Genomic DNA, 24,099 nt, shown 5'->3' with positions numbered 1-24,099 from the left:
CGGGTCAGACGGCGATATCGTCGCCCTTGCGCAGACGACAGCCGGTGATCTTCATCGAGCCGTCCGGCTGACGCTCCAGCGTATAGCTGGCGATCCAGCTCTGCCCCTTGCTGTCGGTCAGATAGACTTCCTGGCGGTAGCCGCTTCCATGCGGGCTCAACTCTCCGAACACGGCGCCGCTGGAACGGTACACCGGATCATAGCCCGAGCGCACCATCCCCATGAACGCTTGTGGGCTGGGGAAGAGCGATTGGATGTTCGGCGCGGCGTAGGAATAGGCCTCGGCGCCGTTTCCGGCGTTGAAAGCGTCGAGCTGGGCCGAAATCGTGGCCTGGATGTCGGCGGCGTCGTCGGCCTTTGCGCTGAGGACAGGAACAGCGACCAGCAGAAGGGCGCTGAAGAAGGCAATCGCGGCGTGCTTCATGAAAACTCTCCGGGGTTGTCTTCACCGGAAAGAATTGTCGCCTTGCCCGCTCGGGGAACCGTCCGAGCATTCAACTGGTCGTGAAGCCACTCGGCCGTCACGTCTCGGCAGCTTCTGGGAGCCGATCAATCGTCGTTGGCTGAATGCAGGTCTTCCGGCCGCCGGCCTTCCTGATGCCGTCCGCGCACCACCTCGACAACACTGATTTCGGGCGCCGGTTCGCCGGACTCCGAAATCCGCGGGGTCTCGCGCTCGATCGTGATCTCGAGCTTGACGCCCTTCTCTGCTGCCGCGCGAAGGATCCCGTTCAGCTTTTCCGCCGCTTCAACAGCCTGTGCGATCATTTCGTGCGGCTGGTCCGGAATGCCGCGATCGGGGGTCGATGAGCTCATAAACGAAATGTTGTGCGGTCGAAGGCCGAAACAAGGTGTCGTCGGCCAAATACGAACCCTGTCCTTCGGCCGACGCCTGAAGCCCGCTGCGCTGATTGGGCTCCCTCCAGATGGTCGGCAGGCCTGGCCGTTGGGGGGCAAGATTTTGTCCACCATGAATTCCGGCCTTTGTTCAGGGTCTTCACCTCGCCACGAATTCCCGTCACACAAGCGCCGTGGGGCGAAACGTCTCCGGTGTTGGCGCGATAGCGGCGATACCGGAAACATGAACTCTTTGGAGATCCAATGCGCACTTTCCGACTCGTTGCCGCTGCGACGCTCGCGACGTTCCTTGCGACCACGGCGATGGCGGCGCCGCCCGATCAGGGCGTGGAGGCGATTGCAAGTGAACCCACCCGTACCGGCGACATCCGTTCGATCGTGCTGTTTTCGGGTGGCGTCGCAGAGATCGTTCGCTCCGCCGACGTGTCCGGTTCGGCCGTCGTCGGAATGGACGTGCCGCTGAAACAGGTCAACGACGTCCTCAAGAGCCTGGTCGTTCGCAATCCCGGCGGTGGCGTTGGCCAGGTGACGCTGGAGGGCTCGGTCAACGCACAGGAACTGTCGCGCTCGGCTCTGTTCCAGCCGGCGGATCTCAATTCGCTGCCGCAGCTTCTCTCGAAACTGAAGGGCGCGCGGGTCCGGATCGAGGGCGACCGCTCCGTCACGGGAACCGTGCTCGGGACGACGCGCCTTCCGGCCAATTCCGGCAAGGAGGACGAGCCGGACCCCGTCGCGACCGTCTCCATTCTGACCGAGACGGGAGCGGTCCGCTCGCTGCCGATCTTCAACGACACGTCGGTCGAAGTGCTCGACGAGGAGGCCGCTGCGGAACTCCGCAAGGCGGCCGGCGCTCTGGCACGAACCCTGTCGGACGATTCCCGGCTCGTTTCCGTGAAGGTCGAGGGCGATGCCCGGCGAACCGTCGAGTTCGACTACGTGGTGGCTGCGCCAGTCTGGAAGTCGTCGCATCGTCTGGTCGTCGGCAAGGACGGAAAGGGTCGACTCCAGAGCTGGGCGGTCATCGAGAACGCAACCGGCGAGGATTGGACCGACGTACGCGTTTCACTCTCCTCCGGATCCCCGGTGACATTGCGCCAGAACCTCTTCGATCCGTTTTTCAAAGAGCGCCCGGAAGTTCCTGTTTTCGTGGATCGCCAGTCGGTTCCGGAGCCGGACCGTGGCGCGGTTCCGAGCCCCCAGATGTCCGCCCGCATGGCCAAGCGTGAGGGCTCCTCGATCGCCGGCGGGCTCGCCATGCTGGACAACATGGCGCCCGAGCCTTCGGTCGCGGCTGCGGAGTTCGAGATGTCCCAGGCGAGTGACGTCGGCGAAGCGATCGAGGGCGACGTCTCCGTGACCTACGCGCTGCCGCAACCCGTGACGCTCGCGGCAGGCTCGACGCTCTCGGTGCCGGTCGTCGACTCCGAGGTGCCGGCCGAGCGCATTGCGGTGTTCAAGCCGGGGCGCGGAGCGATTCATCCGACGGCGGCGGTCAGGCTCGATAACGAGACTGGTTCTGCGCTGCCGGCCGGCATCGTCACCGTCTACGATTCGTCGGGCTATGTCGGGGATTCGACGCTTTTACCCGTGCCACCGTCCGAAGAGCGCCTCGTCCAGTTCGCGCTCGACCGCAAGATCGCCGTCAACACGACCGAGCGGCCGCAGAATTTCGTCCGGCAGATGCGTATCGTGGACGGCGTGCTGCGCTACAAGTCGGTCCAGGAGCGAACGACGATCTATACGGCTGAAAACACAGCCACGGAGGAGCGCAAGCTCTCGATCGAGCATCCGAAGATCGGTGGGTGGGACTTCTCCTCGCCGGCCGAAGCGGCCGAGACCGAGAACGCCTACCGATTGGAGACGGTGATCCCGGCGGGCGCCACGAGCGAGATCAAGGCGACGCATCGCTACGTGCGCGACGAGGGATTCGCGCTGGTCGACGCGCCCCAGTCCGAGCTGATCCGCTTTTCCAAGCAGACCGACGATCCCGAGATTGCCCGGCAGCTGGCCGCACTCGCCGAAGTGCAGGCGGAACTGACCGATATCGGCCGCCGCATCGACCGCCTGGAGAACGAGAAGTCGGACATCTATGCTGCGCAGGATCGGATCCGCGAGAACATCAAGGCCGTGGGCGAGGGCGATTTGCGCGACAGCTATCTCGAGACCATGCGTGGCCAGGAGGATCGGCTGCAAAAGATCGACCAGAATGTCGCGGCCCTGCGCCAGGAAAGGCAGGCGGTCGAGAGCCGCCTGCGCGAGATGGTTCGCGCCATCTGAGGCGCGAGAGCGACCTGACCGCCGGGGACGGACGATAGACGTCTCCGGCGGATTGCTCTGTGAGGATCAGCCCCAGAGTTTCGGCTCGGGCGGAGACACCATGGATCGGGAATAGACGAGAGGATGATGACGGTCGCGCGCCAGGAGGAGCGGGCCGTCGAGATCGACGAACTCGGCATGCTGGGCGAGCAGCACGGCCGGCGCCATCGCGAGCGAGGTTCCGACCATGCAGCCGACCATGGTCCCGAATCCGAGCCGCCGTGCCTCTTCGGCGAGCCGAAGCGCTTCGGTCAGCCCGCCTGTCTTGTCGAGCTTGATGTTGACGTAGTCGTAGAGGCCCACGAGCTTTTCGAGGTCTGCGCTGGTGTGGACGGATTCGTCGGCGCAGATCGGGACGGGGTGCGGAATATCCCGCAGGATCTCGTCGGCGCCGGCCGGCAGCGGCTGCTCGACGAGGACAGCGCCGGCTGCTGCGGCGGCCAGGAGATGCTCGCGGATGTTGTCAGACGTCCAGCCTTCGTTGGCGTCGAGGATCAGCCGTGCGCCGCGCGCCGAAGCGTGCACGGCCCGGATACGCTCGCGGTCGTCCTCGGTCCCGAGTTTGACCTTCAGGAGGTCGTGGTCGCTCGCACGCGCCGCGTCCGCCATGGCCGGCGCGGTGTCGAGGCTCAGCGTATAGGCGGTCTCGACGGGCCTCGGAATGCCATGACACAGAAGCGTGGCCGCGCGGACCGTGGTCGACTTGGCTTCGATGTCCCAGAGGGCACAGTCGAGGGCGTTGCGAGCCGCGCCGGGCGGCAGGAGATCGTTCAACCGATCGCGTGAACCGCCGCCCTCGATCGTCTCGCGCGCCGACTCGATCTGGTCGAGAACCGACTCGATGCTCTCGCCATAGCGCGGATAGGGGACGCATTCCGCCCAGCCGCGACCGTATTCGTCGGCAATCTCGCAGGTGACGACCGCCGCCTCGGTCTTCGAGCCGCGTGAGATGCGAAATGCCTGGGCGAGCGGGAAGCGCTCGACTGTGACCGAAAGACGACGCGGCATGGTAAATACTCTCTTAACAATGTGCCGCAGTTTATTCCCACGATGCGCTGTGTCAGGGAAGTGGGTGAACTCGGCGCTGTGTCGCTTTGCGAGAGATCGGATGGGGATCCGGAACCCGCAAGGCGAAGATGGCAAGTCTGAGGAATTGAGGGGCAAGTCGAGGTCCAATGCGTCAGGGCAGTGAGCCCAGATCGGCCACCGCCGGTGGCCGCCTGTCGTCGGAAAGACCTGCACTCGAAGGCGAGAAGCAGGACGGCGCAGTGCGTCTCAAGGCCAGCGGCGACTGGCTGGCGCGAACCGTCGGGCAGATGGAAAAGCTCATTCAGGAGACCACCAAGTCCAATCTGGGCGGCAACGTGGTTCTGGATTGCTCGGGCGTTGGCCGGATCGACACGGCCGGGGCATTCGTCATCGAGAGACTGTCCCGCGACCTGAACCAGAACGGTCGCACGGTGCGCCTCGATGGGATCCGCGAACGCGACTCGGCCCTGTTTGCGGCCGTGCGCGAGGCGATGAAGCGCGACACCACCAGCAGCAAGCCCAAGCGCGACAACATGCTGGTCTCCGGGTTGGCGGGGCTGGGAGGCGGCGTGCTGGCGCTACGCGATGAAGCCATCGGCGCGCTGAACATCATCGGCGGAGCGCTCTACGGCGCCGGCAACCGCATTGCCGGCCGGACCCAGCTTCGCCCTGCCGCGATCTTCAATCAGCTGGACCAGATGGGGGTGAGGGCGATCCCGATCATCGTCCTCATCACCTTTCTGATCGGTGGCATCATCGCCCAGCAGGGCGCCTTTCAGCTCCGCCGCTTCGGCGGCGAGGTCTATGCGGTCAATCTGGTCGGCATTCTGGTGCTTCGCGAGATCGGCGTGCTGCTGACGGCGATCATGATCGCCGGCCGCTCGGGGAGCGCGATCACCGCCGAAATCGGCTCGATGAAGATGCGCGAGGAAATCGACGCGCTGCACGTGATCGGCTTGAATCCGATCGGGGTGCTGGTCTTTCCGCGGCTGGTCGCGCTGGTCATCGCCCTGCCGCTCCTGACCGTCCTCGCCAACCTTTCCGCTTTGCTCGGCGGCATGCTGACGCTGCACCTTTATTCCGACATTTCCTTCGCAAACTTCCTGCAGGGCCTGCAGAACAGCGTCGATCTGTTCACGGTCTTCTCTGGGCTGATCAAGGCGCCCTTCATGGCCGTCGTCATCGGCATCGTGGGTGCCATGGAAGGGATGAAAGTCGGCGGCAGTGCCGAAAGCCTGGGCCTCAGGGTCACGGCTTCCGTGGTCAAATCGATCTTCCTCGTCATCGTCATGGATGGGCTTTTCGCGATCTTCTATGCCTCCATCGGACTCTGAACCCCTCGCGCGCGGCCCGGTGCCACGTGGCCTTCCGTCGGTAAATGGCGGGATCTCCGCCTCGGACGATATCGTCATCAAGGCGAGTGGCGTCACCGTGCGGTTCGGCCAGAAGACCATTCTGGAGAATCTCGAACTTGACGTGAGGCGGGGCGAGATTCTCGGCTTCGTCGGTCCCTCCGGTGCCGGCAAGTCGGTCCTCCTGCGCACCATTCTCGGGCTCAACCCGAAACAGGGCGGCACGATCGAGGTCTTCGGCATCGACTATCACGGGGCAAACGAGCGCGAACGCCTCTCGATCGAGCGGCGCTGGGGCGTCCTGTTCCAGCACGGCGCGCTGTTTTCCGCCCTGACGGTGCGTGAGAACATCGAGGTGCCGATGCGGGAATATCTCGATCTCTCGCCGAAGCTGATGCGCGATCTCGCCATGTTGAAGATCGATCTGGTCGGGCTCGCTCCCGATGCCGCAGACAAATACCCTTCCGAGCTTTCCGGCGGCATGATCAAGCGGGCCGGGCTCGCCCGCGCGCTGGCGCTCGATCCGGAGATCGTTTTCCTGGACGAGCCGACATCGGGGCTCGATCCCATCGGCGCGGCCGATTTCGATCAATTGATCATGACCTTGCGCGACACGCTGGGTCTGAGCGTGTACATGGTGACACACGATCTCGACAGTCTGTTTCAAGCCTGTGATCGCATTGCCGTTTTGGGCGATCGCAAGGTGCTCGTGGAAGGCCCGCTGTCGACGATGCTGAGCTTCGATCACCCCTGGGTGAAATCGTATTTCCACGGGAAGCGGGCGCGCACGGTGGTGACGCCGAACGCGCCTGACGCCGACCCGTCCAAGTCCGAGAGCGCTGGAGTCCGATAATGGAAACCAAGGCCAACTACGTCCGAGTGGGGATCTTCACCCTGGTCGTTCTCGCCCTGGCGGTGGGTTTCACCTACTGGTCGGTGTTCTCCTCGCAAGGGGATTCCCGCGTTCCGCTGCTGGTCAGGATCGAGGGCTCGGTCACCGGCCTGCAGCAGGGCAGCCAGGTCCTGTTCAACGGTCTTCCGGTCGGCCAGGTCACTTCGCTGCGGATCGACAACTACAATCCGGGCGTGGTCATCGCCGAGACGATGGTCAATCCGACGATTCCCATCAAGGAATCGACCCAGGCCAATATCGGCTTTCAGGGTCTCACCGGCTTTGCCTTCATCGAGCTCAAGGGCGGTAACGCGGCGCAGGAGGACCTGATCTCCGAGGCCATGAAACAGGGGACCGTCCCCGTCATCGACGCCAATCCCTCGGATGTGACGGATATTCTTGCTACGGCCCGCGACATTGCGGATCGCGCCAACAACATTCTGGGACAATTCGACCAGCTGGTGAGTGACATCGGTCCGGCGGTTCAGACATCGGCAGACAACATCGCCCGGACATCCGAGAACGTCGCCACCTTCACCGGGGCGCTCGCCGACAACACCGACAACATCAATTCCTTCGTCACCAGCCTTTCGGAGCTGACGAACAGCGCGAACCGCGTGGCCGAGGCGCTTCCCGAAACCATCCAGCAGGTTCAGGGGATCCTGGGTGCGGTCGAGCCAACGGCCGTCACCCGCGTCGTCGAGAATGTGGAGTCGATCACCCAGAACGTCCGAGAGCAGTCCCGGCGCATCGCGAGCGTGGTCGACTCGGTCCAGTCCGCCGCCAATGGCGTCGGGCAGATCGGTGACGTGATCACCCGCAACGCCGACGGCATCGACAGTTTCATCGGCTCGCTGGGGCCGCTGTCGGATACCGCGACGCGCGTGGCGAACCGCCTCGACACGACGCTCGAGAGCGCCGGTCGCGTCGTCGCCGCCGTGGACCCCGAAGCGGTTTCCTCGACGATCGACGGTCTGTCCGCAACGGCAACGAACGTCGCGACCCTGACCGAGCGCGTCAACGCTCAGTCGGGCGCCATCGAAGCGGCGATCACCGGCGCCTCGAATGCCGCGCGCAACATCGAGACCGTGACGAACACTTTCGCGCAGCGAAGCGACGATATCGATAGCCTGCTGACTTCCTTGACGCCGCTCTCGGAGACCGCGACGCAGGTCGCCAATCGGCTGGACACGACCCTGCAATCGGCCAACGAGATCGTTGCCGCCGTCGATCCCGCGCAAATCTCCACGACCCTCGACGGCGTTTCCACGGCCGCGACCAATGTCGCGGCTCTGACCGAGACGGTCGGCCAGCAGCGCGAGGCGATCTCCTCGGCGATCAGCGGGGCGTCGAACGCCGCCCAGAACGTCAACCGCGTGACGACGGCGATCGCCCAGCGCAGCGGCGAGATCGATACGCTGCTCGCCAATCTCGGCCCGATTTCCGAGCAGGTCGGCGAGGCGACGGGCCGGCTGAACCAGACGCTGGATTCGGCGAACCGTGTGGTGGCCGCCGTGGATCCCGAGCAGGTGGCGAACACGATCGATGGTCTGTCGGCAACGGCGACCAACGTGCAGTCACTCACCGACAGCGTGAACCAGCAGAGAGAAGCGATTTCGTCGGCGGTCGCTGGTGCGTCAACTGCGATGCAGAATGTCGAGCAGGTCACGACGACGGTCGCCCAGCGCCGCGAAGAGATCGACGCTCTGCTCTCCCGCCTGGATCCGATCTCGGCTAATGTCGGCGAGGCGACGAGCCGGCTGAACCAGACGCTCGACTCGGCCAACCGAGTGGTTGCTGCTGTCGATCCTGATAAGGTTGCGACGACGCTCGATGGCCTCTCGGCGACGGCGACGAATGTGCAGTCTTTGACCGACAGCGTGAACCAGCAGAGGGAAGCAATCTCCTCGGCGATCAGCGGTGCGGCGAATGCCGCCCAGAATGTCAACCGCGTGACCACGACGATTGCCGAGCGCAGCGGCGAGATCGACACGCTTCTGTCCCGCCTCGACCCGATTTCGGCAAATGTCGGCGAGGCGACGGGCAAGCTGAACCAGACGCTGGATTCGGCGAACCGGGTCGTCGCAGCGGTGGACCCGGAGAAGGTCGCGACCACGATCGACGGCCTGTCGGCGACGGCCACGAATGTCCAGTCGCTGACCGACACCGTGAACCAGCAGAAGGAAGCGATCTCGACTGCGATCACCGGCGCGACGAGCACGATCCAGAACGTGAACCGGATCACGACGACGGTCGCCCAGCGCGTCGACGAAATCGACAAGATGCTGGCGAGCCTCGACCCGATCGCCGACAGCGTCGGTCAAGCCTCTGCCAAGCTGAACGAGACGATCGACTCGGCCAATCGCCTGGTGCAGTCGGTGGACAGTTCGACGATCAACAAGGCCGTCGACGATGTCGGTGCGATCACCGAAGCGCTGCGCGGCAAGACGCCCGAGATCCAGTCGATCATCGACCGGGTGAATTCCGCGGTCGCGACCATCGACACCGCGGTCGGGGGCTTCTCCGAGACCCGCGCGCAGATCGACACGCTGATCGCCAGCATCGATCCGGGCCTCGTCAACACCGCCGTTGAGAACGTCTCTTCGGCGACGGACAACGTCGCCCGGGCGGCGGATTCGATTGCCGGTGTTGCGAACGATATCGGCGGGCGGCGCGAGGACATCGAGGCGATCATCAGCAATGTCGAGGTGACGAGCGAGCAGCTCCGCACGGCGTCCGCCAAGATCGACGGCGTCCTGACCTCCGTCAACGACGTTCTGGCCGGGGCGGACGATGGCACGGGGCTGGGCGATGACCTCGCGACGACGCTGCGTTCGATCCGGGGGGCGGCCCAGTCCATCCAGTCGCAGGTCGAGCCGATTTCGGCCAACCTCCAGCGTTTCTCGGGCCAGGGCTTGCGGGAATTCCAGACGCTGGTCCGCGACGTGACGCGCTCGGTGAACCGGATCGAGGGGGCCGTCAGCGACTTCTCCAACGATCCGAGCCGGCTGATCTATGGCGGCGACTCGGTCAAGCAGTATGACGGGCGCACGCGTCGATAGGACGCGCCGTCAGAGCCCTTGGAAGCGAACATGCCGGTCATCGCCGCGGAGCGTCCTTAAAAAGGGTATTCCGCGGCGCCAGCGGCGTGGTTTCACCTGTGACAATCCCGTCCCGCTCGCAAAGTTTATGGGCTCTTCGCCCTGCTGCGCCGGGCTTTCGATTGACAGGCCCGGGAGCGGATGCAAGCAACGGGGTGTGTCGCCGGTTCGGCGGATCTGCATCGTTCTTTGCGTTCCGCTGGTGACGACGAGGGGGAAATTGCGACGATGAACGCCGTGACCAAACCAATTCTTGCAGCCCTGCTGGCCATGATGGTCGCCGCCTGCTCGAGCACGGTGCCACCGGACACTTTCGAGATTTCCTCGCCATCACAAGTGCCGGTCAGCGGCAGCACCCGGGCGCAGGTGCTGATTCCGGAGCCGACGGCGATCAAGACGCTCGACAGCGAGCGGATCGTCGTCAAGCCGACCCCTTATTCGGTCGAATACCTCGCCAACAGCCAGTGGAGCGACCGCCTGCCGCGCATGGTGCAGCTGCGTCTCTTGCAGGCCTTCGAGAATACGGGCCGCGTTGGAGCTGTCGGCGTGCCGGGGCAGGGGCTGGCGATCGACTACCAGCTCGTCATGGAAGTGCGCCGTTTCGAGATCGATGCGCGGGGCGCGGCGACGGCTCGGATCGAGATTTCGGTGAAGGCTCTAAACGATCGCAACGGCAATGTCGTGCGCACCCGGATCTTCACGGCGGCCGCGCCTGTCGGCGGCGGCGAGAACTCCGGCTACGTGGCCGCGCTCGATCGGGCGTTCGACCAGATCGCCGGCGAGATCGTCAGCTGGACGGTGGGGTTGATCTGATCTGGGCTGTGGGAACACGGTGAGCCTCGCACGGTTCGATTGAGGAGCCGGAGAGACCGATCGATGCTGCTGCGCCGACCGGATGTGAGTTATCGTAACCCTTTGAAATATCGTCATCCTCGGGCTTGTCCCGAGGATCTACTGTCGGTGATGCCCCAGAAGCCTTGCAGAATGCTCTTCCTCACAGGGTGAGCCCCACGTCCCCTTCAGTAGATCCTCGGGACAAGCCCGAGGATGACGGCGCGGAGGGGTAAGCGCAACAAAATCAAATGTTTGCACGGTGCGTCCATCCCAAAGATGGGCGTCCATGCTGTGCGTCGAAGAGATCGGCGATGTGTTCGGCCCCAAAGCAGCGCCACCTCTCACCCGGCCTTCGTCCTGAAGCCCTCGATCTTTTCGACCGTATCCTCGAAGGACACAACGCCGGCGTCGGAGCCGAGCCCGCTTGCGACGAGGGCGGCCACGCCTTGTGCGAAGAACAGCCTCCGTTCCGGATCCATGCCATGCTTGAGCGCGGTGATGAAGCCCGCGTCGAAGGCGTCGCCGCAACCGGTCGTGTCGACAACGTCGATGTCATAGGCCGGCACCTGCAGCCGCGTGCCGTCGACGCTGGCATAAAAGGCGCCTTCGCCGCCCAGGGTGAAGATGCAGGTCTTGGCGCCCTTGTCGAGATAGAAGCTCGCGCAGTCCTCGACCGCCGTCATCCCCGACATGTCGCGCGCCTCCTCGATCGAGGGCATGAAATAGTCGATGAAGGGCAGGAGCGGCTCGACAAGATGAAAGGTCTCCGCGGAGGCGGCGATCAGATCGAAGGTCACCGTGGCGCCGCGCTTCTTGGCTTCTTCCAGAAGCACCTGGCTGCGTTCGCCATCGAGCGTCTTCAACAGCCCCGTGCCGCCAAGATGGACGATCGGCGCGTCGAAAACCTGATCGTAGTCCTTTGGCGCGACGTCGAAATGGTCCGACGCGCCGCGCACGTGAAGCGCCGGGCGCTCGCCATTCGGCCGGATGTTCAGGATCGTTGCTGAAGTCGTCACGCCGTCGAGGCGCTGCATGGCCGAGGTGTCGATGCCGAGCCGGTCCATGGCGGAGATGACGAAATCGGCCTTCTCGTCGTTTCCGACCGCACCGACGGCAAGGCTCTTCAGGCCGAGCTTGGCGGTGTTCACGACCACGCCGCCAGCCGTGCCGGCAACGGTCAGCCTGATCTCGTCGATGAAGTCGACATTCCCGCGCTCGGGGATTTGCGTGACCGGCCGTCCGAGAATGTCGAGGATATAAAGACCGATGACGGAGACGTCGTAACGCATCGTGCTGCTCACTTACGAAAATGCAAAGGGAACGCGCTCGCCCTCGGCGAAGAGGGTTAGACGGTCCCGCGGGGCGGTGAGGTGGACAGTCTCGCCCAGCCCGGCCGGTGGGCGGCCTTCCGTGTTGACCTTGACGATCGTCTCGCCGATCGCCGCCTTGGTGAGATAGCGCCCGGCAATGCCGATCGCCTGGTCCACGAGCTTCGCGGGCACGCTCATGTCACTGGGCTGGCCCGTCATCCTGACGAGTTCGGGGCGGATGCCGATCGTGATCTTGCCGGACGGAGCCGTGGCGGGTGCCTTGACCGGCCGACCGAGGATCGGCGCGGAAATCTGCCCGTTGGCGATCGAGGCCGGGATGAAGTTCATGCCGGGATTGCCGAGGAACCAGCCGCCGAATTCGGTCGTGGGCTGACTATAGAGCACGTGGGGGCGATCGTACTGGACGATCCGCCCGTCCTTCATCAAGGCGATCCGGTCAGCGAGCGTCATCGCCTCGGTCTGGTCGTGGGTCACATAGACGATCGTCTGGCGCAGCCGGCGCGTCACCTGCTTGAAGGCACGGATCAGCTGGAGCTTGGCATTGACCTCCACATTGGTTGTCGGCTCGTCGAAGAGCACGATTTCCGACTGCCGGACCACCGCGCGGCCGACCGCGACCTTCTGGCGATTGCCGGCGTCGAGCTGGTCGATGAAGGCACGCGAGAGATGCTGGATGTCGAGAACGTCGAGGATCTCCTCCACCCGGCGCTTGCGCTCGGATGACGAGACGGAGCGGTCGTAGCGCATCGGCAATTCGAGATTCTCGAAGACCGACAGCGTCGGGTACATCACCGGATACTGGAACACCATGCCGACATTGCGCTTGCGCGGCGGCAGGCGGGTGACGTCCTTGCCCCCGAAAAGAACACGGCCTTCGGTCGGCTTCTCAAGACCCGCGAGCATGCGCATCAGAGTCGTCTTGCCGCAGCCGGACGGGCCCAGCAGGCAGGCGACTTCGCCGTCCGCGAAGGTCATATCGATGTCGTTGACGGCCGTGAACGTGCCGAAACGCTTGGTGACGTGGTCGATGACGATCTCAGCCATGGGTGCCGAAACTCTGCTGGAGGGCCGCCTGGGCGGCCGCAAGGGACATGCCGGTTCCATTCGATTGCCGCTCACCCGTCGCCCCGTCGAAGAGCAGAACCAGCGCCGGATCGATCGTCAGGGTCAGATCCGTGTCGATCTCCGGCGGTTCGGAATCGTAGAGCGGCATGGCTGCAGTCAGGGAATGGCCGCTGCAATCCACATAGACGACCGCTTCGCCGCCGAGATTTTCGACCAGCGTGACCCGAGCCGGCAGGGTGATCGCATTCTTGATCTGGGTACTGGAGCCGAGACGAATGTGCTCGGGGCGAAGACCGGCCTTGACCGACCCGTTGGCAAGCCCCGGCGGCGCGGAGAAGCGCAGCGGACCAGCCATGACCGTTCCGTTCTCGACCGTGCCGTCGAGGATGTTGGCGTGCGGAAAACCGATCAGGTCGAGCGAGCGGGCATGAGAGGGGTCATGATAGACCCTGTCCGCGTCGCCGTGCTGGATGATCCGCCCGCCGTCGATGACGGCGAGGTTCTGCGCCATGGTCAGCGCTTCGAGGCTGTCCGACGTCGCATAGAGAAAGGTCGCGTCGAGTTCGTCGCGCAGGCCCTTCAACTCGTCCATCAGCCGTTCGCGCAGCTTGTAGTCGAGGCCGACCAGCGGATCGTCGAGGACGAAGATTGGCGCGTCCTTCAACAGGCCACGTGCCACCGCGACGCGCTGCTTCTCGCCGCCCGAAAGCTGATCGGGGGTCTTCTTCAACAGATGGGTGATCGACAGAATGCCGGCGGTGCGGTCGACCCGCCTGGAAATCTCTTCCTTGTCGAACTTCGCCAGTGTCAGCGGATAGGCCATGTTCTGCGCGACGGTCTGGTGCGGGTAGAGCGCGAAGTTCTGCGGTACGTAGCCGACTGGCCGGTCGGCCGGGGCGTCCTTCGAGATGTCGCGGCCGTTGAGCATGATCTGGCCCGCATCGGGGTTTTCCAGCCCGACAAGCAGGCGGAAAAGCACCGACTTGCCGGATTTGGGCGGGCCGGAGATCACCGTGAAGCTCTTCGGTTCGACGTCGAGCGACAGGCTGTCGAGGGCCTTCGTCGAACCGTAGGTCTTGGTGATTTCTTGATAGGACAGGGACATCGATCAGCGGCCGAGTTGGGCGAAGGTGGGGACGAGGAGAATGCCCGCCGTGAAGATGCAGGCGATCACGACGAGGACCTTCCCGATGAAGAACAGGGCGCCGAGCGGCGAGGCGTCCTTCCGAAGATTGCCGACCGCGATCTGGAGAAGCGTCGAGACGACGAGTACCGACAGCCCGACCTTGTAGAACATCAGATTGTAGCGCTGGGCGATGAGCACGAAACCGGTGACGAGACACAGGATCAGCGTGATTTCGAGCCTTTCGGCAAAGGCATGGGAGTTCTTCATTGGATCAGACCTCGCCTCTGACGGTACCGAAGGTCATGCCCACCAGGAGATACTTCTGGAACAGATAGATGAAGACCACCGGAAGGATGATGTAGATCGACGTCATGGTGGAGATGAACGTCCAGTTCACGCCACCATCGGCATAGGTGCCGACCATCAGGGCGTAGGGAATGTTCTGGGTGTTCACGCCACCGATGATGAAATTGAACAGGTATTCGTTCCACACGAAGATCAGGTTGAAGATGAAGGCGGCGATCAGGCCTGGCCGGACCTGTGGCATCACCACCTTGAAGATGATGTGAAGCCAGGAGCCGCCATTGACGCGGCCGGTCTCGTCGAAGCGTGTCGAGACGCCATCCAGGAAGCCCTTCAGGATCCACACCGAGAACGGGATCGAGAACATGGCGTAGAAGAGCATCAGCCAGAGATGGGAGTCCTTCCAGCCGAAGGCGACATACATCAGGAAGACGGGCAGGATGACGGCCGGCCCGGGCAGCATGCGGATCGACAGGAGCAGGAACATCAGGAAGTCGGTGCCCTTCGGCCGGAATCGCGAGAAGCAGAATGCGGCGAGGAAGGACACGATGACGGCGATGATCACCGCACCGAGAGAAAGCATGATCGAATTGCCGATCTGCTGGAAGATCTCGCTTCGATTGAACAGCTCTCGATAATTCTCCAGCGTCGGCGTGAAGAAGAATTTCGGCGGGATCGCCAGAATGTCGCTGCGCGTCTTGAAAGACGACATCACGATCCAGGCGATCGGGGCGAAGAAGATCAGCGCGACCAGCCAGAGGAGACCGTAGTAGGACCATTCCTTGAGACGGCTCATGATCCGCTCTCCCGGCGACGTCTGAGATTGAGAACGAAGATGAAGACGCTGGTCATGGCAATGGAGATCAGAAGCAGAAGCACCGCATAGGCGGACGACCAACCCATATTGAAGCTTTCGAACGCCTGCTTGTTGAGTTCGAGCGCAACGAGCCGGGTGTTCTGGCCGGGCCCGCCCTTGGTCATCGGGATGATCAGATCGAGCGTCTTGAAGCTGTCGATCGTGCGCAGGAGGATGCCGAGCATCATGATGAACTTGCCGTGGTGCCAGATGACCAGCGGCAGGCGCCGCCACATGGGCACGCGGTCGATCTCCGCCGCTTCCAGCTCTGCGGTCGGCACCGAGCCGAGCGCTGCCAGCGTCATCAGCGTCATGAAGGGCGTCCACATCCAGCAATCGACGGCGAGCACGGACCAGAAGGCGAGGCTCGGGTCACCCAGGAAATCGATCGGGCCGGAGTCGAACAGCGCCCGCGACAGATAGTTGAAGATGCCGAAGGTCGGATCGTAGATGAAACGGAAGAAGGTGCCGGTCGCGACAGGCGTCAGCACCATCGGCGCGAACAGGAGCGTCAGCGCGACGCGCCGCCCCGGCATGTCCTTCGAGCCCCAGAACAGGAAGCCCAGCAGACCGCCGAGCAGCGTCTGCACCGTCACCGCCGCAAAGACGAAAGTGAAGGTGCGGGATAGGTCGAACCAGATCGCGTTCTTCGAGGACAGGATCGCAAAGAAATTGCGGAAGCCGACGAAGTCCGGCGGCATGCCGCTGGTCAGCGAAAAATTGTAGAAGGACAGCCCGATCAGCCACAGCGTCGGAATCGTGTTGAACACGATGAAGAAGGTGAGCACAGGCGCAAGGAGCGCCAGCACCAGCGCGGCACGGTTCTCGAAGAAGCGGGATCGCTTGCGCGGTGGCAGCGTGACATCCGTCATCTCGTCATTCCTCGGCTTCCCTTTCAGGAGCTTGCATCAGACAGCGGCGCCGGCTCTTGCGGCTTGGTCTGGTCTTTCGGATCCGACAGGTGGGGCGCGTTCGATCCGTCGGGTAAGACGTGCCTGACAGTGGGCGGCTGATCCATGGGTCCGGTTCGCGATAATCCTGACGTCAGACATTCCGGCCCTTTCCCGGCATTGCTGCCGGGAAAGGGTATGGCGTTAACGGGCCTTAAAGGGTCGTCATGGCGCACATGTCCGGCGGCGCGTCCTGTGCGGTGCCGGAATCGTAGAGGATCTGCTGCTGGGCGCAGGCGATGTAGTCCATGACCGCCTGGGCGTCCGTCGCCTGGCCGGTGACGTAGGCCGAGTAGCCTTCCTGCTGGACCGACAGCATCTCCGAATATTTCGGGTCGTGCCAGAAGTCCTGCGAGCGACCGTCCTCCAGCATGAACTTGAAGGTCCGGTTCCAGGGATTGATGTCGTTGAAATCGTCCCGCGAAAGGGTCGCCTTGTCGCAGGGATTGCCGCCCCGCTTGGCGAATTCCAGCGCCGTATCCGGCTGATACCACCAGTTCATGAAGTCGATGGCGACGCGCATCTTCTGCTCGTCGTTGAAGGCGTTGATCACCCAGGGCTGACCGCCCATGGAGTAGATGCGCTTGGCTTCGCCGCTCGGACCGGTGTGCTTGGGCGGCGGCACCACCATGACCTTGCCCTGAAGCTCTTCGGTGATCATCGCCGGGCCGACAGCCGCCCACTGGATCGTCGCGAAGACCTTGCCCTGGGTAAAGACGTCGATGCCCTCGGCAATGCCGATGTTGGTCGCACCCGGCGGGCAGTATTTCAGCCAGCGCTTGTACTCTTCGAGCGACTTGGCGTTTTCCGGCGTGTTGAGCACGCCCGTCACCTGGCCAGTTTCCGGGTTCCAGATCTCGCCGCCGCGGCTCCACAGGAAGTTGTTGAAGGCGCAGGTCGCGAAATCGTAGACCCGGCTGTACTGCTGGGCGAAGCCCCAGCGCTGCTCGTCCGGACGGGTGAAGAAGTCGGCGATCTTCTCGAACTCGTCCATGGTGAGGGCTTCGAAGTCCTCGAAGGTCCGCGGCATCTCGGCGTTGTATTTCGCCTTGAACGCCTCGCGCTCGGTCTCGTCCTCCAGCCAGTCCTTGCGAACGAAGAGCGCCTCGACGTCGCCTTCCTGCGGCAGTCCCCAGATGTTCTGGCTGCCGTCCGGATAGATCATGTAGGTGTCGACGACTGCCTTCGAATACCACTCGATGTCGAGATTGGGATTCTGGGCGATGATGTCGTTCAGCTGCAGAATCCAGCCCGGCTGCGCCAGGGCGCCGAGCCACTGGCTGTCGGAGATGATGATGTTGAATTCCTGGCTGCGGGTGACGAGCGAGGTGGCCGCCTTCTGGAACAGGTCGGCGAAGGGGGCCTCCTGGAACTGGAACGAGACGTCGTAGCCGTAGCGCTCCTTCACATAGTCGGCGAACAGCGGCGACATCTGCACGCCGAGCGAGGATGGCAGCCAGCCGGCAATGCCGAGGATGTTCATCTCGATCGACTCGCCGGCGAGGGGATGGCTCTCCTGCGCCTTCAGCCGGTTGATGAACGGTGCGCCGAGCGCGGTGGAGAGCCCGAGCGCAGCACCGCCCTTGAGCAGGGTGCGGCGTGGCACCAGGACCGACGATCCTGGTTTCTTGGAATAGGTCATGCCTGTTCTCCTCCCTTGGTCAGGTTGTCAGCCGGCGGCGCTTCGCGCGCCGGTGTCTCGCACGGCCGTTTGCCTTGTGCGGCGCACCCTCCCTGATGCGCTGCGAAACGGTCGAGAAGCCTATTGGCGACAATATTCAAATCCGGTAAGACAATTGTCAAGATGGCGAACATGAACTCCGCAATCGCCCGCAGATCGGGGAATTCCGGGCGTCCGCAACCTGCGGCAGCGCCGGTTCCCCTGCGGTTTCGCGACGACCCGCTCCTCTGGGCGGGCTGGCTCTATGCCCATGACGGGATGACCCAGAACGAGATCGCCAAGGCGATGGGAATCTCCCGGGCGACTGTCAACAATTACCTCGCCGAGGCGCGCTCGCGCGGCATCGTCACCCTGACGATGGAGACCTCACGTCTGTCGGAGTTCATGATCGCCCAGGCGCTCATGGAGCGGTTCGATCTCTCGGACTGCATCGTGGTTCCAAGTGCGGGCGAGGGGCGCTCGCTCATCGACCGGCTGGGCGAAACGGGCGCAAGGGTTCTCGAACGGCTGATCAGGCCGGGGGATGCGATCGGGATTTCCTGGGGGCGGACGATGATTTCGCTCGCCCGGAACATCAGCCATCTCAGATTGCCGGACCTGTCCGTGGTCCAGGTCACCGGCGGTTCGACGGCGCCGGTCGATTTCACGCCGGAACTCTGCGTCTCGCAGCTCGCCACATCGCTCGGCGCACGTTCGATCAACATCAGCGCGCCGGCTGTCGTTTCGAGCCCGGCGGTGCGAGACATCCTCATGGGCGAGCCCCTGGTGCGCGACCAGTTCGAGATGGCCCGGAAAACCGACAAGATCGTCTTCGGCATCTGCTCCACTCGACCGGAGAGCTCGATCCACGCAAGCGGGCTGATCCAGCGGGAAGATCTCAAGCATCCTTCGCTTCAACGCTCCACGGCGGTGATCGCCGGGCGTTTCATCGACGACCGAGGCAAGCCGGTGCGCGGTCCGCTCGACGATCGCACGATCGGGCTCACGCTGGAGGAATTGCGCGAGATCAAGCTGCGGATCGCCGTAGCCGGGGGAGCGGAAAAGACGACGGCGATCCTCGCCGCCCTTCGGGGGCGGTACGCGAATGTGCTGATCACCGACGCGGACACCGGTCACAGCATCCTGCAGGCCGAAGGCGTTCCCGAGTCGCTCGGGATGCTCAAGGGAACGAGACGAACACAGGTTCAGGGAGGAAATCTGGTGAAGACGAAAAAACTGATCAACGACGCCACCAACATCATCGAGGAAATGCTGGACGGCATGATCGCGGCGCATCCGAAGCACCTGCGCCAGTTGGAGGGTAGCCCGCGTTCGATCGTGGCGGTGGACGGCCCGCGGGAGGGTAAGGTCGGCATCGTCGTGGGCGGCGGCTCCGGGCACGAGCCGACCTTCGTCGGCTATGTGGGCAAGGGACTTGCGGATGCCTGTGCGATCGGCAACGTCTTCGCCTCGCCGCCGCCGGACCCGATCCTTGAATGCACCAAGGCCGTCGATGGCGGGGCAGGCGTCCTCTATCTCTATGGCAACTACGCCGGCGACGTCATGAATTTCGACATGGCGGCCGAGATGGCGGCGATGGAGAATATCGAGGTCCGCACCGTGCTCTCCACGGACGATGTCGCCTCCGCGCCCCTCGACCAGAAGGAAAAGCGGCGCGGCGTCGCGGGCAATTTCTTCATCTTCAAGGTCACGGGCGCGGCCGCCGACAAGATGTGGTCGATGGACGAGTGCGAGCGGATCGCCAAGAAGGCCAATTCGCGAACCTTCACGGTGGGCGTGGCGCTCGCGCCGTGCTCGCTACCGCAGACGCTGAGGCACAATTTCGAGCTCGGGCCGACGGAAATGGAAATCGGCATGGGCATCCATGGCGAACCGGGCGTCACCCGCGAGCCGCTGCGCACCGCCGACGAGGTGACCGACGACATTCTGGAGCGGATCTTCGCCGAAATGGATGCGCCGGAAGGCTCGAAGGTGGCCGTGCTCGTCAATTCGCTGGGCTCGACCCCGCTGATGGAGCTTTACGTCATCAATCGCCGCGTCGCCGAGCGCCTGGAGCGCAAGGGCATCTCCGTCCATGCCACCTGGGTCGGCACCTATTGCTCCTCGCTCGAAATGGCGGGAATGTCGATCACGCTCATTCATCTCGACGACGAACTGACGGAGCTTCTCGACCACCCCTGCGATTGCGCGATGTTCCGTGCCGGGTGATCTGATCCTTCACGTTTCCCTGTCGTCCAACGAAGCGGAACCATCATGACCACCATTACCAGCCAGAATCTCGTCGACATGTTCCTGGCGATCGCCGGGGCCATCGAGGAGAAGAAGGATCATCTGTCGGAACTCGACGGCGTGATCGGCGATGCCGATCATGGCGTCACGATGCATATCGGCTTTTCGGCCGTGAAGAACGCGCTCACCGGTCTCGACACGGGCGAGTCCGATCCGGCGACGGTCTTCAACACTGCCGCCAAATCCTTCCTCAATGCCGTCGGCGCCTCCTCGGGCCCGCTTTACGCCACTGCCTTCATGCGGGCCGGAGCGGCGGCGAAGGGCAAGGGCGATCTCGATCGCGATGCGATGATCGAGGTCTTCGGCGCCATGGCCAAGGGCATTCAGGATCGCGGCAAGGCCGAGCGCGGTGACAAGACCATGGTGGACGCATGGGCCCCGGCGGCCGAGGCGATCGCCGAAGCCGCGGAGCGCGGGGCGCCGCTTGCCGAATGCTTCGATGCGGCCGCAAAGGCCGCCGAGGAGGGGGCGGAGGCCACCAAGGCCATGCGCGCGTCCAAGGGGCGCGCGTCGCGGCTCGGTGAGCGCTCGCTCGGGCATATGGACCCGGGCGCCGCCTCCACGGCGCTCATCGTGGGCGTGATGGCAAAGAGTTTGGCGGCGGCCTGACCGGTGTTCCGGCGGTTGGGGCATCGGCCGCCCGAACACCGGAGTCAGGAGATCGCGTCGAGAACCTGGCGAACGATTCCGAGATAGCCGCCCGCGTCCCAGGCAGAGCGGCCGATGAACAGCCCGTCGATATTCGGCTGCTTCGCCAGGACGACGCAGTTGTCAGGATTGACGCTGCCGCCGTAGAGCACGGGCAGGGGGCGGCCAATCCTCTCGGTGATGATGGCCTTCACCATGGCCTGCTGCTCGTCGGCGAACCCCGGGTCGGCCGGCGTGCCGCCTTCGCCGATGGACCAGACGGGCTCGTAGGCGAAGAGGACTGGGGTATCAGTTTGTCTGTCTATCCTGGAGAGCGCAGCCTCGGTCTGCCGCCGCAGAGCGTCGGCGGTTCTTCCGGCTTCGTATTCCTCTTTCGTGTCGCCGATGCAGATGAGCGGGGTCAGGCCATGACGGATAGCGGCCTCGGCCTTGAGTGCGACCGTCTCGTCGGTCTCGTTGAAGAAGGTGCGGCGCTCGCTGTGTCCGATCTCGACAAGCGTCCCGCCGGCATCCTTGACCTGGAGGGGCGAGATTTCGCCGGTCCAGGCACCGGCGTCCGCCCAATGGGCGTTCTGCGCGCCGACGATGACCGCAGTCTCCGCAAGCGCATCCGCAACCGCGGCGAGGGCGGTGAAAGGCGGGATGACAAAGAGTTGCGCCTCGGTGCAAGCAGCAAGGGGCGAGGCGCGCAGGGTGTCGCAGAACGCCGCTGCCTCCGCTCGCGTCTTGTTCATCTTCCAGCTGGTGCCGATGAAAGGTCTCTCCCCGGTCATCGCTTCCCCCTCCCATTCTTGTCTATTCGGCATGCCGTTCGATTCGTTCGACATAATGGTGACGAATATCCGCGTCAGGATATCCGAAGTGATTCAGCCGGCTACAGGGCCGGCCATCATCGACCTGATCGCCGCCTTTCTCATCTGGCCGAGGGCAGTGCGAGAGAGACGAGCCGGCAAATGGTTTCGGCTGTTCGGCTTGGATCGAAAAAGTTGTGAGCGAGCCTCAGCCTGCCGACGCCGATTTCGCGGCAACAATCGATATCCGCCGCTCCGGCTCGGTGAGTGGATTGAGCAGCGGGATCGTGCTGATCGATCAGGGAAAGAGGAAGGCAATGCGGCGCTCTGCAATCGGGTGCCTGGAGGTTGCGGGCGCCGGCGGCGAAGCCGTCGCCATCGAGCGAATTTCGCCCAGACCAATTGAGCTACAAGGCTGGTCCTACCAGCGCGCCGGATGAAAAAAGGCGCATGACATAAAAGAACACTCAAGACGCTCCTTCCGGGGAGTTGGCCAAAAACGGGCCCTGTGGCCCGCTGCACTGCAACATCGCGCTGACATTCGTCATCCTGTTGGCAGGTCTGGCCTGTCGATGGCTTGAAATTCCCGGGGCGGCCGTAGATTGGAGATCAGCTTGATCCAAAGCGCGACGAAAACGGTTCCGGCTGCTCGGAAGAGACATCGCCAATACAAGCGTCCGCAAGCAGAAGCATGGCAGAGTTGAGAACGACCACACCGACAGCCGAGCCAAGCCCGGTTTCCCGATTGGAGAGCGCGACCGATCTCGGCCTCGGAGCAGGCACGGGCACTCCCGATTTCGCGCAGGTCTTCGATCTGCTGGCAACACCGCACATGATTCTCGACCGGGAATTGCGCTTCGTTGCGGTGAACCGGGCCTATGAAGGGGCCACCCAGCGGCGCCGGGAAGATCTGATCGGGCGCCAGCTCTTCGACTTGTTTCCCTCCTCCGACGCCGCACAGGCGCGCTTGCGACAGTCCATCCAATACGTGTTCGACACGGGCGAACCCAGTTCCATCGCCTTCATCCCCTATGAGGTCGAGGAGGCAAAGGGGGCCGATCCCGCACGCGAGATCCGCTTCTGGAGCGCAACTCACACGCCCGTCGCCGGCAAGGATGGTCGGATCGATTTCGTCGTTCAGAATACGATCGATGTGACCGACATCGTCCAGGCGAAGCGCAGCCGTGGCATGGCCGAAGGGGCGGCCGTCGGCGAGGTCGCACTCTGGGAAAACGCCCGCAGCGTCGAAGTCGCCCACCAGAGAGCTTTGGAACAGAGCGCCGAGTTCCGCCGGCTGTTTCGCCAGGCGCCCGGAATGGTCGCTGTCCTGGAAGGGCCTGAACTCCGAACGGGCTTCGTCAACGACAGTTTTTCCAGTCTTATCGGGGAGCGCGATCTCGTGGGGGTGCCGCTCAGCACGGCGATTCCCGAACTGATCGGCCAGGATATCCTTCCGACTCTCGAGGAGGTTCTGAAGACGGGCGAGCCGATTAGTCGACAGGCTCTGCCTCTGACCATCCGCCATCATTCGGGGCTTCGCGCCGAGCATCTCCTCGACATCTTCTGCAATCCGATCCGAAATGCCGAAGGACAGGTCGACGGCGTCTTCTTCCAGGGCGTGGACCGGACCGAGGCCATGCGGGCCGGCCATCACCAGCGCCTGCTGATGGACGAGCTCAATCACCGCGTGAAGAACACGCTGGCGACCATCCAGTCCATGGCACGGCAGAGCTTTCGCGACAGCGACAATCTCGAAGTGGCGCGGCACACCTTCGAATCGCGCATCATGGCGCTCAGCCGGGCTCACAACGTTCTGGCCGAACAGCGATGGGAAGCAGCCCCTTTGCGGCACTTCCTGGAAGCTCTTTCGCAGGATAGTGGGAGCGACCAGCTCCGCTGGTCGGGTCCGGACATCCCGCTCTCGGCCAAGTCCGGTGTCGCACTGTCGATTGTTCTGCACGAAATGCATGCCAATGCCCGGCGCCACGGCGCCCTGAGATATCCCGACGGGATCGTCGAGATTTCATGGCGTCTCGTGGATCCGGTAGGCGGGCGTCTTTCGTTTCATTGGTGGGAGTATCGCGAACACGCAGCAAGCGGGGTGGGCTCGGATTTCGAACGAGCCGGTGTATTGCCATTCGAGCCCGGTTTCGGCATCCGCATCATTCAAACAATAGTTGAACGGGAACTTGCTGGTCGGCTAACTCTTGATCTCGCAGACGAGAGCCTAAACTCTCATTTCGAGGTCGAACTACCAGAGATCGGCACGAGCAGTTTGGTGAATGAATGCAATCAAATGCGCCGATCGCCGGCATGAGAATTCTGGTCGTCGAAGACGAAAGTCTCATCGCCATGCAACTGGAGGACATGCTTCTCGATCTTGGTTGTGAGGTGGTCGGGCCGGCGTCGCGCATTCGAGCCGCTCAGCAACTGCTCGATTCCGGCGTGGAGATCGACTGCGCCGTTCTCGATGTGAACATCAGCGGCGAACTGGTCTATCCGGTGGCAAAGCGTCTCGACGAGGCCGGAATCCCGATCGTCTTTGCGACCGGATATGGGCGTGAGGGGGTCGAGCCGCATTGGCGCGATCATCCGATCCTCCAGAAACCCTACACGATCGACCAGATCGGCGCGTCGATCTCGCTCTGCCGGTCCTGAGGACGGCTCTTCGGCCAAC

At 63.5% G+C, this 24,099-nt stretch carries 21 protein-coding genes; 10 read left to right on the top strand and 11 right to left on the bottom strand.

The window, feature by feature from the left end; translation table 11 throughout:
* Nucleotides 1-4 precede the first annotated feature (4 nt).
* Both MF134_RS03460 and MF134_RS03455 read right to left on the bottom strand, forming a co-directional pair.
* Nucleotides 5-424, bottom strand: coding sequence for a DUF4864 domain-containing protein (locus tag MF134_RS03460; RefSeq protein ID WP_255337979.1), 420 nt, complete (start codon nt 422-424; stop codon nt 5-7).
* A gap of 125 nt (nt 425-549) precedes the next feature.
* Nucleotides 550-972, bottom strand: a complete 423-nt coding sequence (locus tag MF134_RS03455) for a hypothetical protein (RefSeq protein WP_255337978.1) — start codon at nt 970-972, stop codon at nt 550-552.
* Nucleotides 973-1,101: 129 nt separating this feature from the next.
* Between MF134_RS03455 and MF134_RS03450 the strand changes: the two genes are divergently transcribed.
* Complete coding sequence (locus MF134_RS03450) at nt 1,102-3,135, top strand: DUF4139 domain-containing protein (protein WP_255337977.1); 2,034 nt, start codon at nt 1,102-1,104, stop codon at nt 3,133-3,135.
* 66 nt (nt 3,136-3,201) lie between these two features.
* Here the strand turns inward: MF134_RS03450 and dgcA are convergent, their stop codons facing one another.
* Nucleotides 3,202-4,182, bottom strand: coding sequence for an N-acetyl-D-Glu racemase DgcA (gene dgcA / locus MF134_RS03445; RefSeq protein ID WP_255337976.1), 981 nt, complete (start codon nt 4,180-4,182; stop codon nt 3,202-3,204).
* Nucleotides 4,183-4,349: 167 nt separating this feature from the next.
* Between dgcA and MF134_RS03440 the strand changes: the two genes are divergently transcribed.
* From MF134_RS03440 to MF134_RS03425, 4 genes are all read left to right on the top strand, one after another.
* Nucleotides 4,350-5,537, top strand: coding sequence for an ABC transporter permease (locus tag MF134_RS03440; protein WP_255337975.1), 1,188 nt, complete (start codon nt 4,350-4,352; stop codon nt 5,535-5,537).
* Nucleotides 5,518-6,408 carry an ABC transporter ATP-binding protein gene (locus tag MF134_RS03435; protein WP_457589935.1) on the top strand — a complete coding sequence of 297 codons (891 nt, stop codon included), beginning with the start codon at nt 5,518-5,520 and terminating at the stop codon, nt 6,406-6,408. Before MF134_RS03440 ends, MF134_RS03435 begins: the two co-directional genes overlap by 20 nt.
* A complete protein-coding gene (locus tag MF134_RS03430; protein WP_255337973.1) occupies nt 6,408-9,509 on the top strand; it encodes an MlaD family protein in 3,102 nt (1,033 codons plus the stop codon). The genes MF134_RS03435 and MF134_RS03430 overlap by 1 nt, the downstream gene beginning before the upstream one ends.
* A gap of 267 nt (nt 9,510-9,776) precedes the next feature.
* Nucleotides 9,777-10,361 carry an ABC-type transport auxiliary lipoprotein family protein gene (locus MF134_RS03425; RefSeq protein ID WP_255337972.1) on the top strand — a complete coding sequence of 195 codons (585 nt, stop codon included), beginning with the start codon at nt 9,777-9,779 and terminating at the stop codon, nt 10,359-10,361.
* 362 nt (nt 10,362-10,723) lie between these two features.
* On the opposite strand, the gene MF134_RS03420 is transcribed toward MF134_RS03425, so the two are convergent.
* From MF134_RS03420 to MF134_RS03390, 7 genes are all read right to left on the bottom strand, one after another.
* Nucleotides 10,724-11,671 carry a carbohydrate kinase family protein gene (locus tag MF134_RS03420; protein WP_255337971.1) on the bottom strand — a complete coding sequence of 316 codons (948 nt, stop codon included), beginning with the start codon at nt 11,669-11,671 and terminating at the stop codon, nt 10,724-10,726.
* Nucleotides 11,672-11,683: 12 nt separating this feature from the next.
* Nucleotides 11,684-12,757 carry an ABC transporter ATP-binding protein gene (locus MF134_RS03415; RefSeq protein WP_255337970.1) on the bottom strand — a complete coding sequence of 358 codons (1,074 nt, stop codon included), beginning with the start codon at nt 12,755-12,757 and terminating at the stop codon, nt 11,684-11,686.
* The gene (locus tag MF134_RS03410; RefSeq protein WP_255337969.1) at nt 12,750-13,883 is read right to left on the bottom strand and encodes an ABC transporter ATP-binding protein; all 1,134 of its coding nucleotides are present in this window, start codon (nt 13,881-13,883) and stop codon (nt 12,750-12,752) included. The genes MF134_RS03415 and MF134_RS03410 overlap by 8 nt, the downstream gene beginning before the upstream one ends.
* A gap of 3 nt (nt 13,884-13,886) precedes the next feature.
* The gene (locus MF134_RS03405) at nt 13,887-14,171 is read right to left on the bottom strand and encodes a hypothetical protein (RefSeq protein WP_255337968.1); all 285 of its coding nucleotides are present in this window, start codon (nt 14,169-14,171) and stop codon (nt 13,887-13,889) included.
* A 4-nt stretch (nt 14,172-14,175) separates the two neighbouring features.
* On the bottom strand, nt 14,176-15,003 hold the full coding sequence (locus MF134_RS03400) for a carbohydrate ABC transporter permease (RefSeq protein ID WP_255337967.1): 828 nt from the start codon (nt 15,001-15,003) through the stop codon (nt 14,176-14,178).
* Nucleotides 15,000-15,935 (bottom strand): carbohydrate ABC transporter permease, encoded by a 936-nt coding sequence (locus MF134_RS03395; protein ID WP_255337966.1) that lies wholly within the window; start codon nt 15,933-15,935, stop codon nt 15,000-15,002. Before MF134_RS03395 ends, MF134_RS03400 begins: the two co-directional genes overlap by 4 nt.
* A gap of 232 nt (nt 15,936-16,167) precedes the next feature.
* Nucleotides 16,168-17,655 (bottom strand): ABC transporter substrate-binding protein, encoded by a 1,488-nt coding sequence (locus MF134_RS03390; RefSeq protein ID WP_255337965.1) that lies wholly within the window; start codon nt 17,653-17,655, stop codon nt 16,168-16,170.
* A 162-nt stretch (nt 17,656-17,817) separates the two neighbouring features.
* On the opposite strand from MF134_RS03390, the gene MF134_RS03385 reads away from it, so the two are divergent.
* Entirely contained in the window at nt 17,818-19,902 is a 2,085-nt protein-coding gene (locus tag MF134_RS03385) for a bifunctional sugar-binding transcriptional regulator/dihydroxyacetone kinase subunit DhaK (RefSeq protein WP_255337964.1), read from the top strand.
* Between the two features lie 45 nt (nt 19,903-19,947).
* Nucleotides 19,948-20,592, top strand: a complete 645-nt coding sequence (gene dhaL, locus MF134_RS03380) for a dihydroxyacetone kinase subunit DhaL (protein WP_255337963.1) — start codon at nt 19,948-19,950, stop codon at nt 20,590-20,592.
* Between the two features lie 44 nt (nt 20,593-20,636).
* On the opposite strand, the gene MF134_RS03375 is transcribed toward dhaL, so the two are convergent.
* Entirely contained in the window at nt 20,637-21,404 is a 768-nt protein-coding gene (locus tag MF134_RS03375) for a triose-phosphate isomerase (protein WP_255337962.1), read from the bottom strand.
* Nucleotides 21,405-21,619: 215 nt separating this feature from the next.
* Between MF134_RS03375 and MF134_RS03370 the strand changes: the two genes are divergently transcribed.
* The 3 genes from MF134_RS03370 to MF134_RS03360 all read left to right on the top strand — a co-directional run bounded on the left by MF134_RS03370 (nt 21,620) and on the right by MF134_RS03360 (nt 24,080).
* A complete protein-coding gene (locus MF134_RS03370; protein ID WP_255337961.1) occupies nt 21,620-21,862 on the top strand; it encodes a hypothetical protein in 243 nt (80 codons plus the stop codon).
* A 251-nt stretch (nt 21,863-22,113) separates the two neighbouring features.
* Nucleotides 22,114-23,739, top strand: a complete 1,626-nt coding sequence (locus MF134_RS03365) for a sensor histidine kinase (RefSeq protein ID WP_255337960.1) — start codon at nt 22,114-22,116, stop codon at nt 23,737-23,739.
* Nucleotides 23,736-24,080, top strand: coding sequence for a response regulator (locus tag MF134_RS03360; RefSeq protein WP_255337959.1), 345 nt, complete (start codon nt 23,736-23,738; stop codon nt 24,078-24,080). The genes MF134_RS03365 and MF134_RS03360 overlap by 4 nt, the downstream gene beginning before the upstream one ends.
* The last annotated feature ends 19 nt before the right edge of the window (nt 24,081-24,099 follow it).

It is taken from the genome of Jiella marina, assembly GCF_024359545.1.
Classification (GTDB): domain Bacteria; phylum Pseudomonadota; class Alphaproteobacteria; order Rhizobiales; family Rhizobiaceae; genus Jiella.
This window is presented reverse-complemented; position numbering and strand designations above follow the sequence as displayed.

What these genes read in the sequence shown, in the direction of transcription:
- dgcA (WP_255337976.1), bottom strand. Translation starts at nt 4,182, where the DNA reads ATGCCGCGTCGTCTTTCGGTCACAGTCGAGCGCTTCCCGCTCGCCCAG.
- MF134_RS03410 (WP_255337969.1), bottom strand. Translation starts at nt 13,883, where the DNA reads ATGTCCCTGTCCTATCAAGAAATCACCAAGACCTACGGTTCGACGAAG.
- MF134_RS03415 (WP_255337970.1), bottom strand. Translation starts at nt 12,757, where the DNA reads ATGGCTGAGATCGTCATCGACCACGTCACCAAGCGTTTCGGCACGTTC.
- MF134_RS03455 (WP_255337978.1), bottom strand. Translation starts at nt 972, where the DNA reads ATGGTGGACAAAATCTTGCCCCCCAACGGCCAGGCCTGCCGACCATCT.
- MF134_RS03400 (WP_255337967.1), bottom strand. Translation starts at nt 15,003, where the DNA reads ATGAGCCGTCTCAAGGAATGGTCCTACTACGGTCTCCTCTGGCTGGTC.
- MF134_RS03390 (WP_255337965.1), bottom strand. Translation starts at nt 17,655, where the DNA reads ATGACCTATTCCAAGAAACCAGGATCGTCGGTCCTGGTGCCACGCCGC.
- MF134_RS03435 (WP_457589935.1), top strand. Translation starts at nt 5,518, where the DNA reads ATGCCTCCATCGGACTCTGAACCCCTCGCGCGCGGCCCGGTGCCACGT.
- MF134_RS03420 (WP_255337971.1), bottom strand. Translation starts at nt 11,671, where the DNA reads ATGCGTTACGACGTCTCCGTCATCGGTCTTTATATCCTCGACATTCTC.
- MF134_RS03375 (WP_255337962.1), bottom strand. Translation starts at nt 21,404, where the DNA reads ATGACCGGGGAGAGACCTTTCATCGGCACCAGCTGGAAGATGAACAAG.
- MF134_RS03385 (WP_255337964.1), top strand. Translation starts at nt 17,818, where the DNA reads ATGGCGAACATGAACTCCGCAATCGCCCGCAGATCGGGGAATTCCGGG.
- MF134_RS03395 (WP_255337966.1), bottom strand. Translation starts at nt 15,935, where the DNA reads ATGACGGATGTCACGCTGCCACCGCGCAAGCGATCCCGCTTCTTCGAG.
- MF134_RS03460 (WP_255337979.1), bottom strand. Translation starts at nt 424, where the DNA reads ATGAAGCACGCCGCGATTGCCTTCTTCAGCGCCCTTCTGCTGGTCGCT.
- MF134_RS03365 (WP_255337960.1), top strand. Translation starts at nt 22,114, where the DNA reads ATGGCAGAGTTGAGAACGACCACACCGACAGCCGAGCCAAGCCCGGTT.
- MF134_RS03405 (WP_255337968.1), bottom strand. Translation starts at nt 14,171, where the DNA reads ATGAAGAACTCCCATGCCTTTGCCGAAAGGCTCGAAATCACGCTGATC.
- MF134_RS03430 (WP_255337973.1), top strand. Translation starts at nt 6,408, where the DNA reads ATGGAAACCAAGGCCAACTACGTCCGAGTGGGGATCTTCACCCTGGTC.
- MF134_RS03440 (WP_255337975.1), top strand. Translation starts at nt 4,350, where the DNA reads ATGCGTCAGGGCAGTGAGCCCAGATCGGCCACCGCCGGTGGCCGCCTG.
- MF134_RS03425 (WP_255337972.1), top strand. Translation starts at nt 9,777, where the DNA reads ATGAACGCCGTGACCAAACCAATTCTTGCAGCCCTGCTGGCCATGATG.
- MF134_RS03360 (WP_255337959.1), top strand. Translation starts at nt 23,736, where the DNA reads ATGAGAATTCTGGTCGTCGAAGACGAAAGTCTCATCGCCATGCAACTG.
- MF134_RS03450 (WP_255337977.1), top strand. Translation starts at nt 1,102, where the DNA reads ATGCGCACTTTCCGACTCGTTGCCGCTGCGACGCTCGCGACGTTCCTT.
- dhaL (WP_255337963.1), top strand. Translation starts at nt 19,948, where the DNA reads ATGACCACCATTACCAGCCAGAATCTCGTCGACATGTTCCTGGCGATC.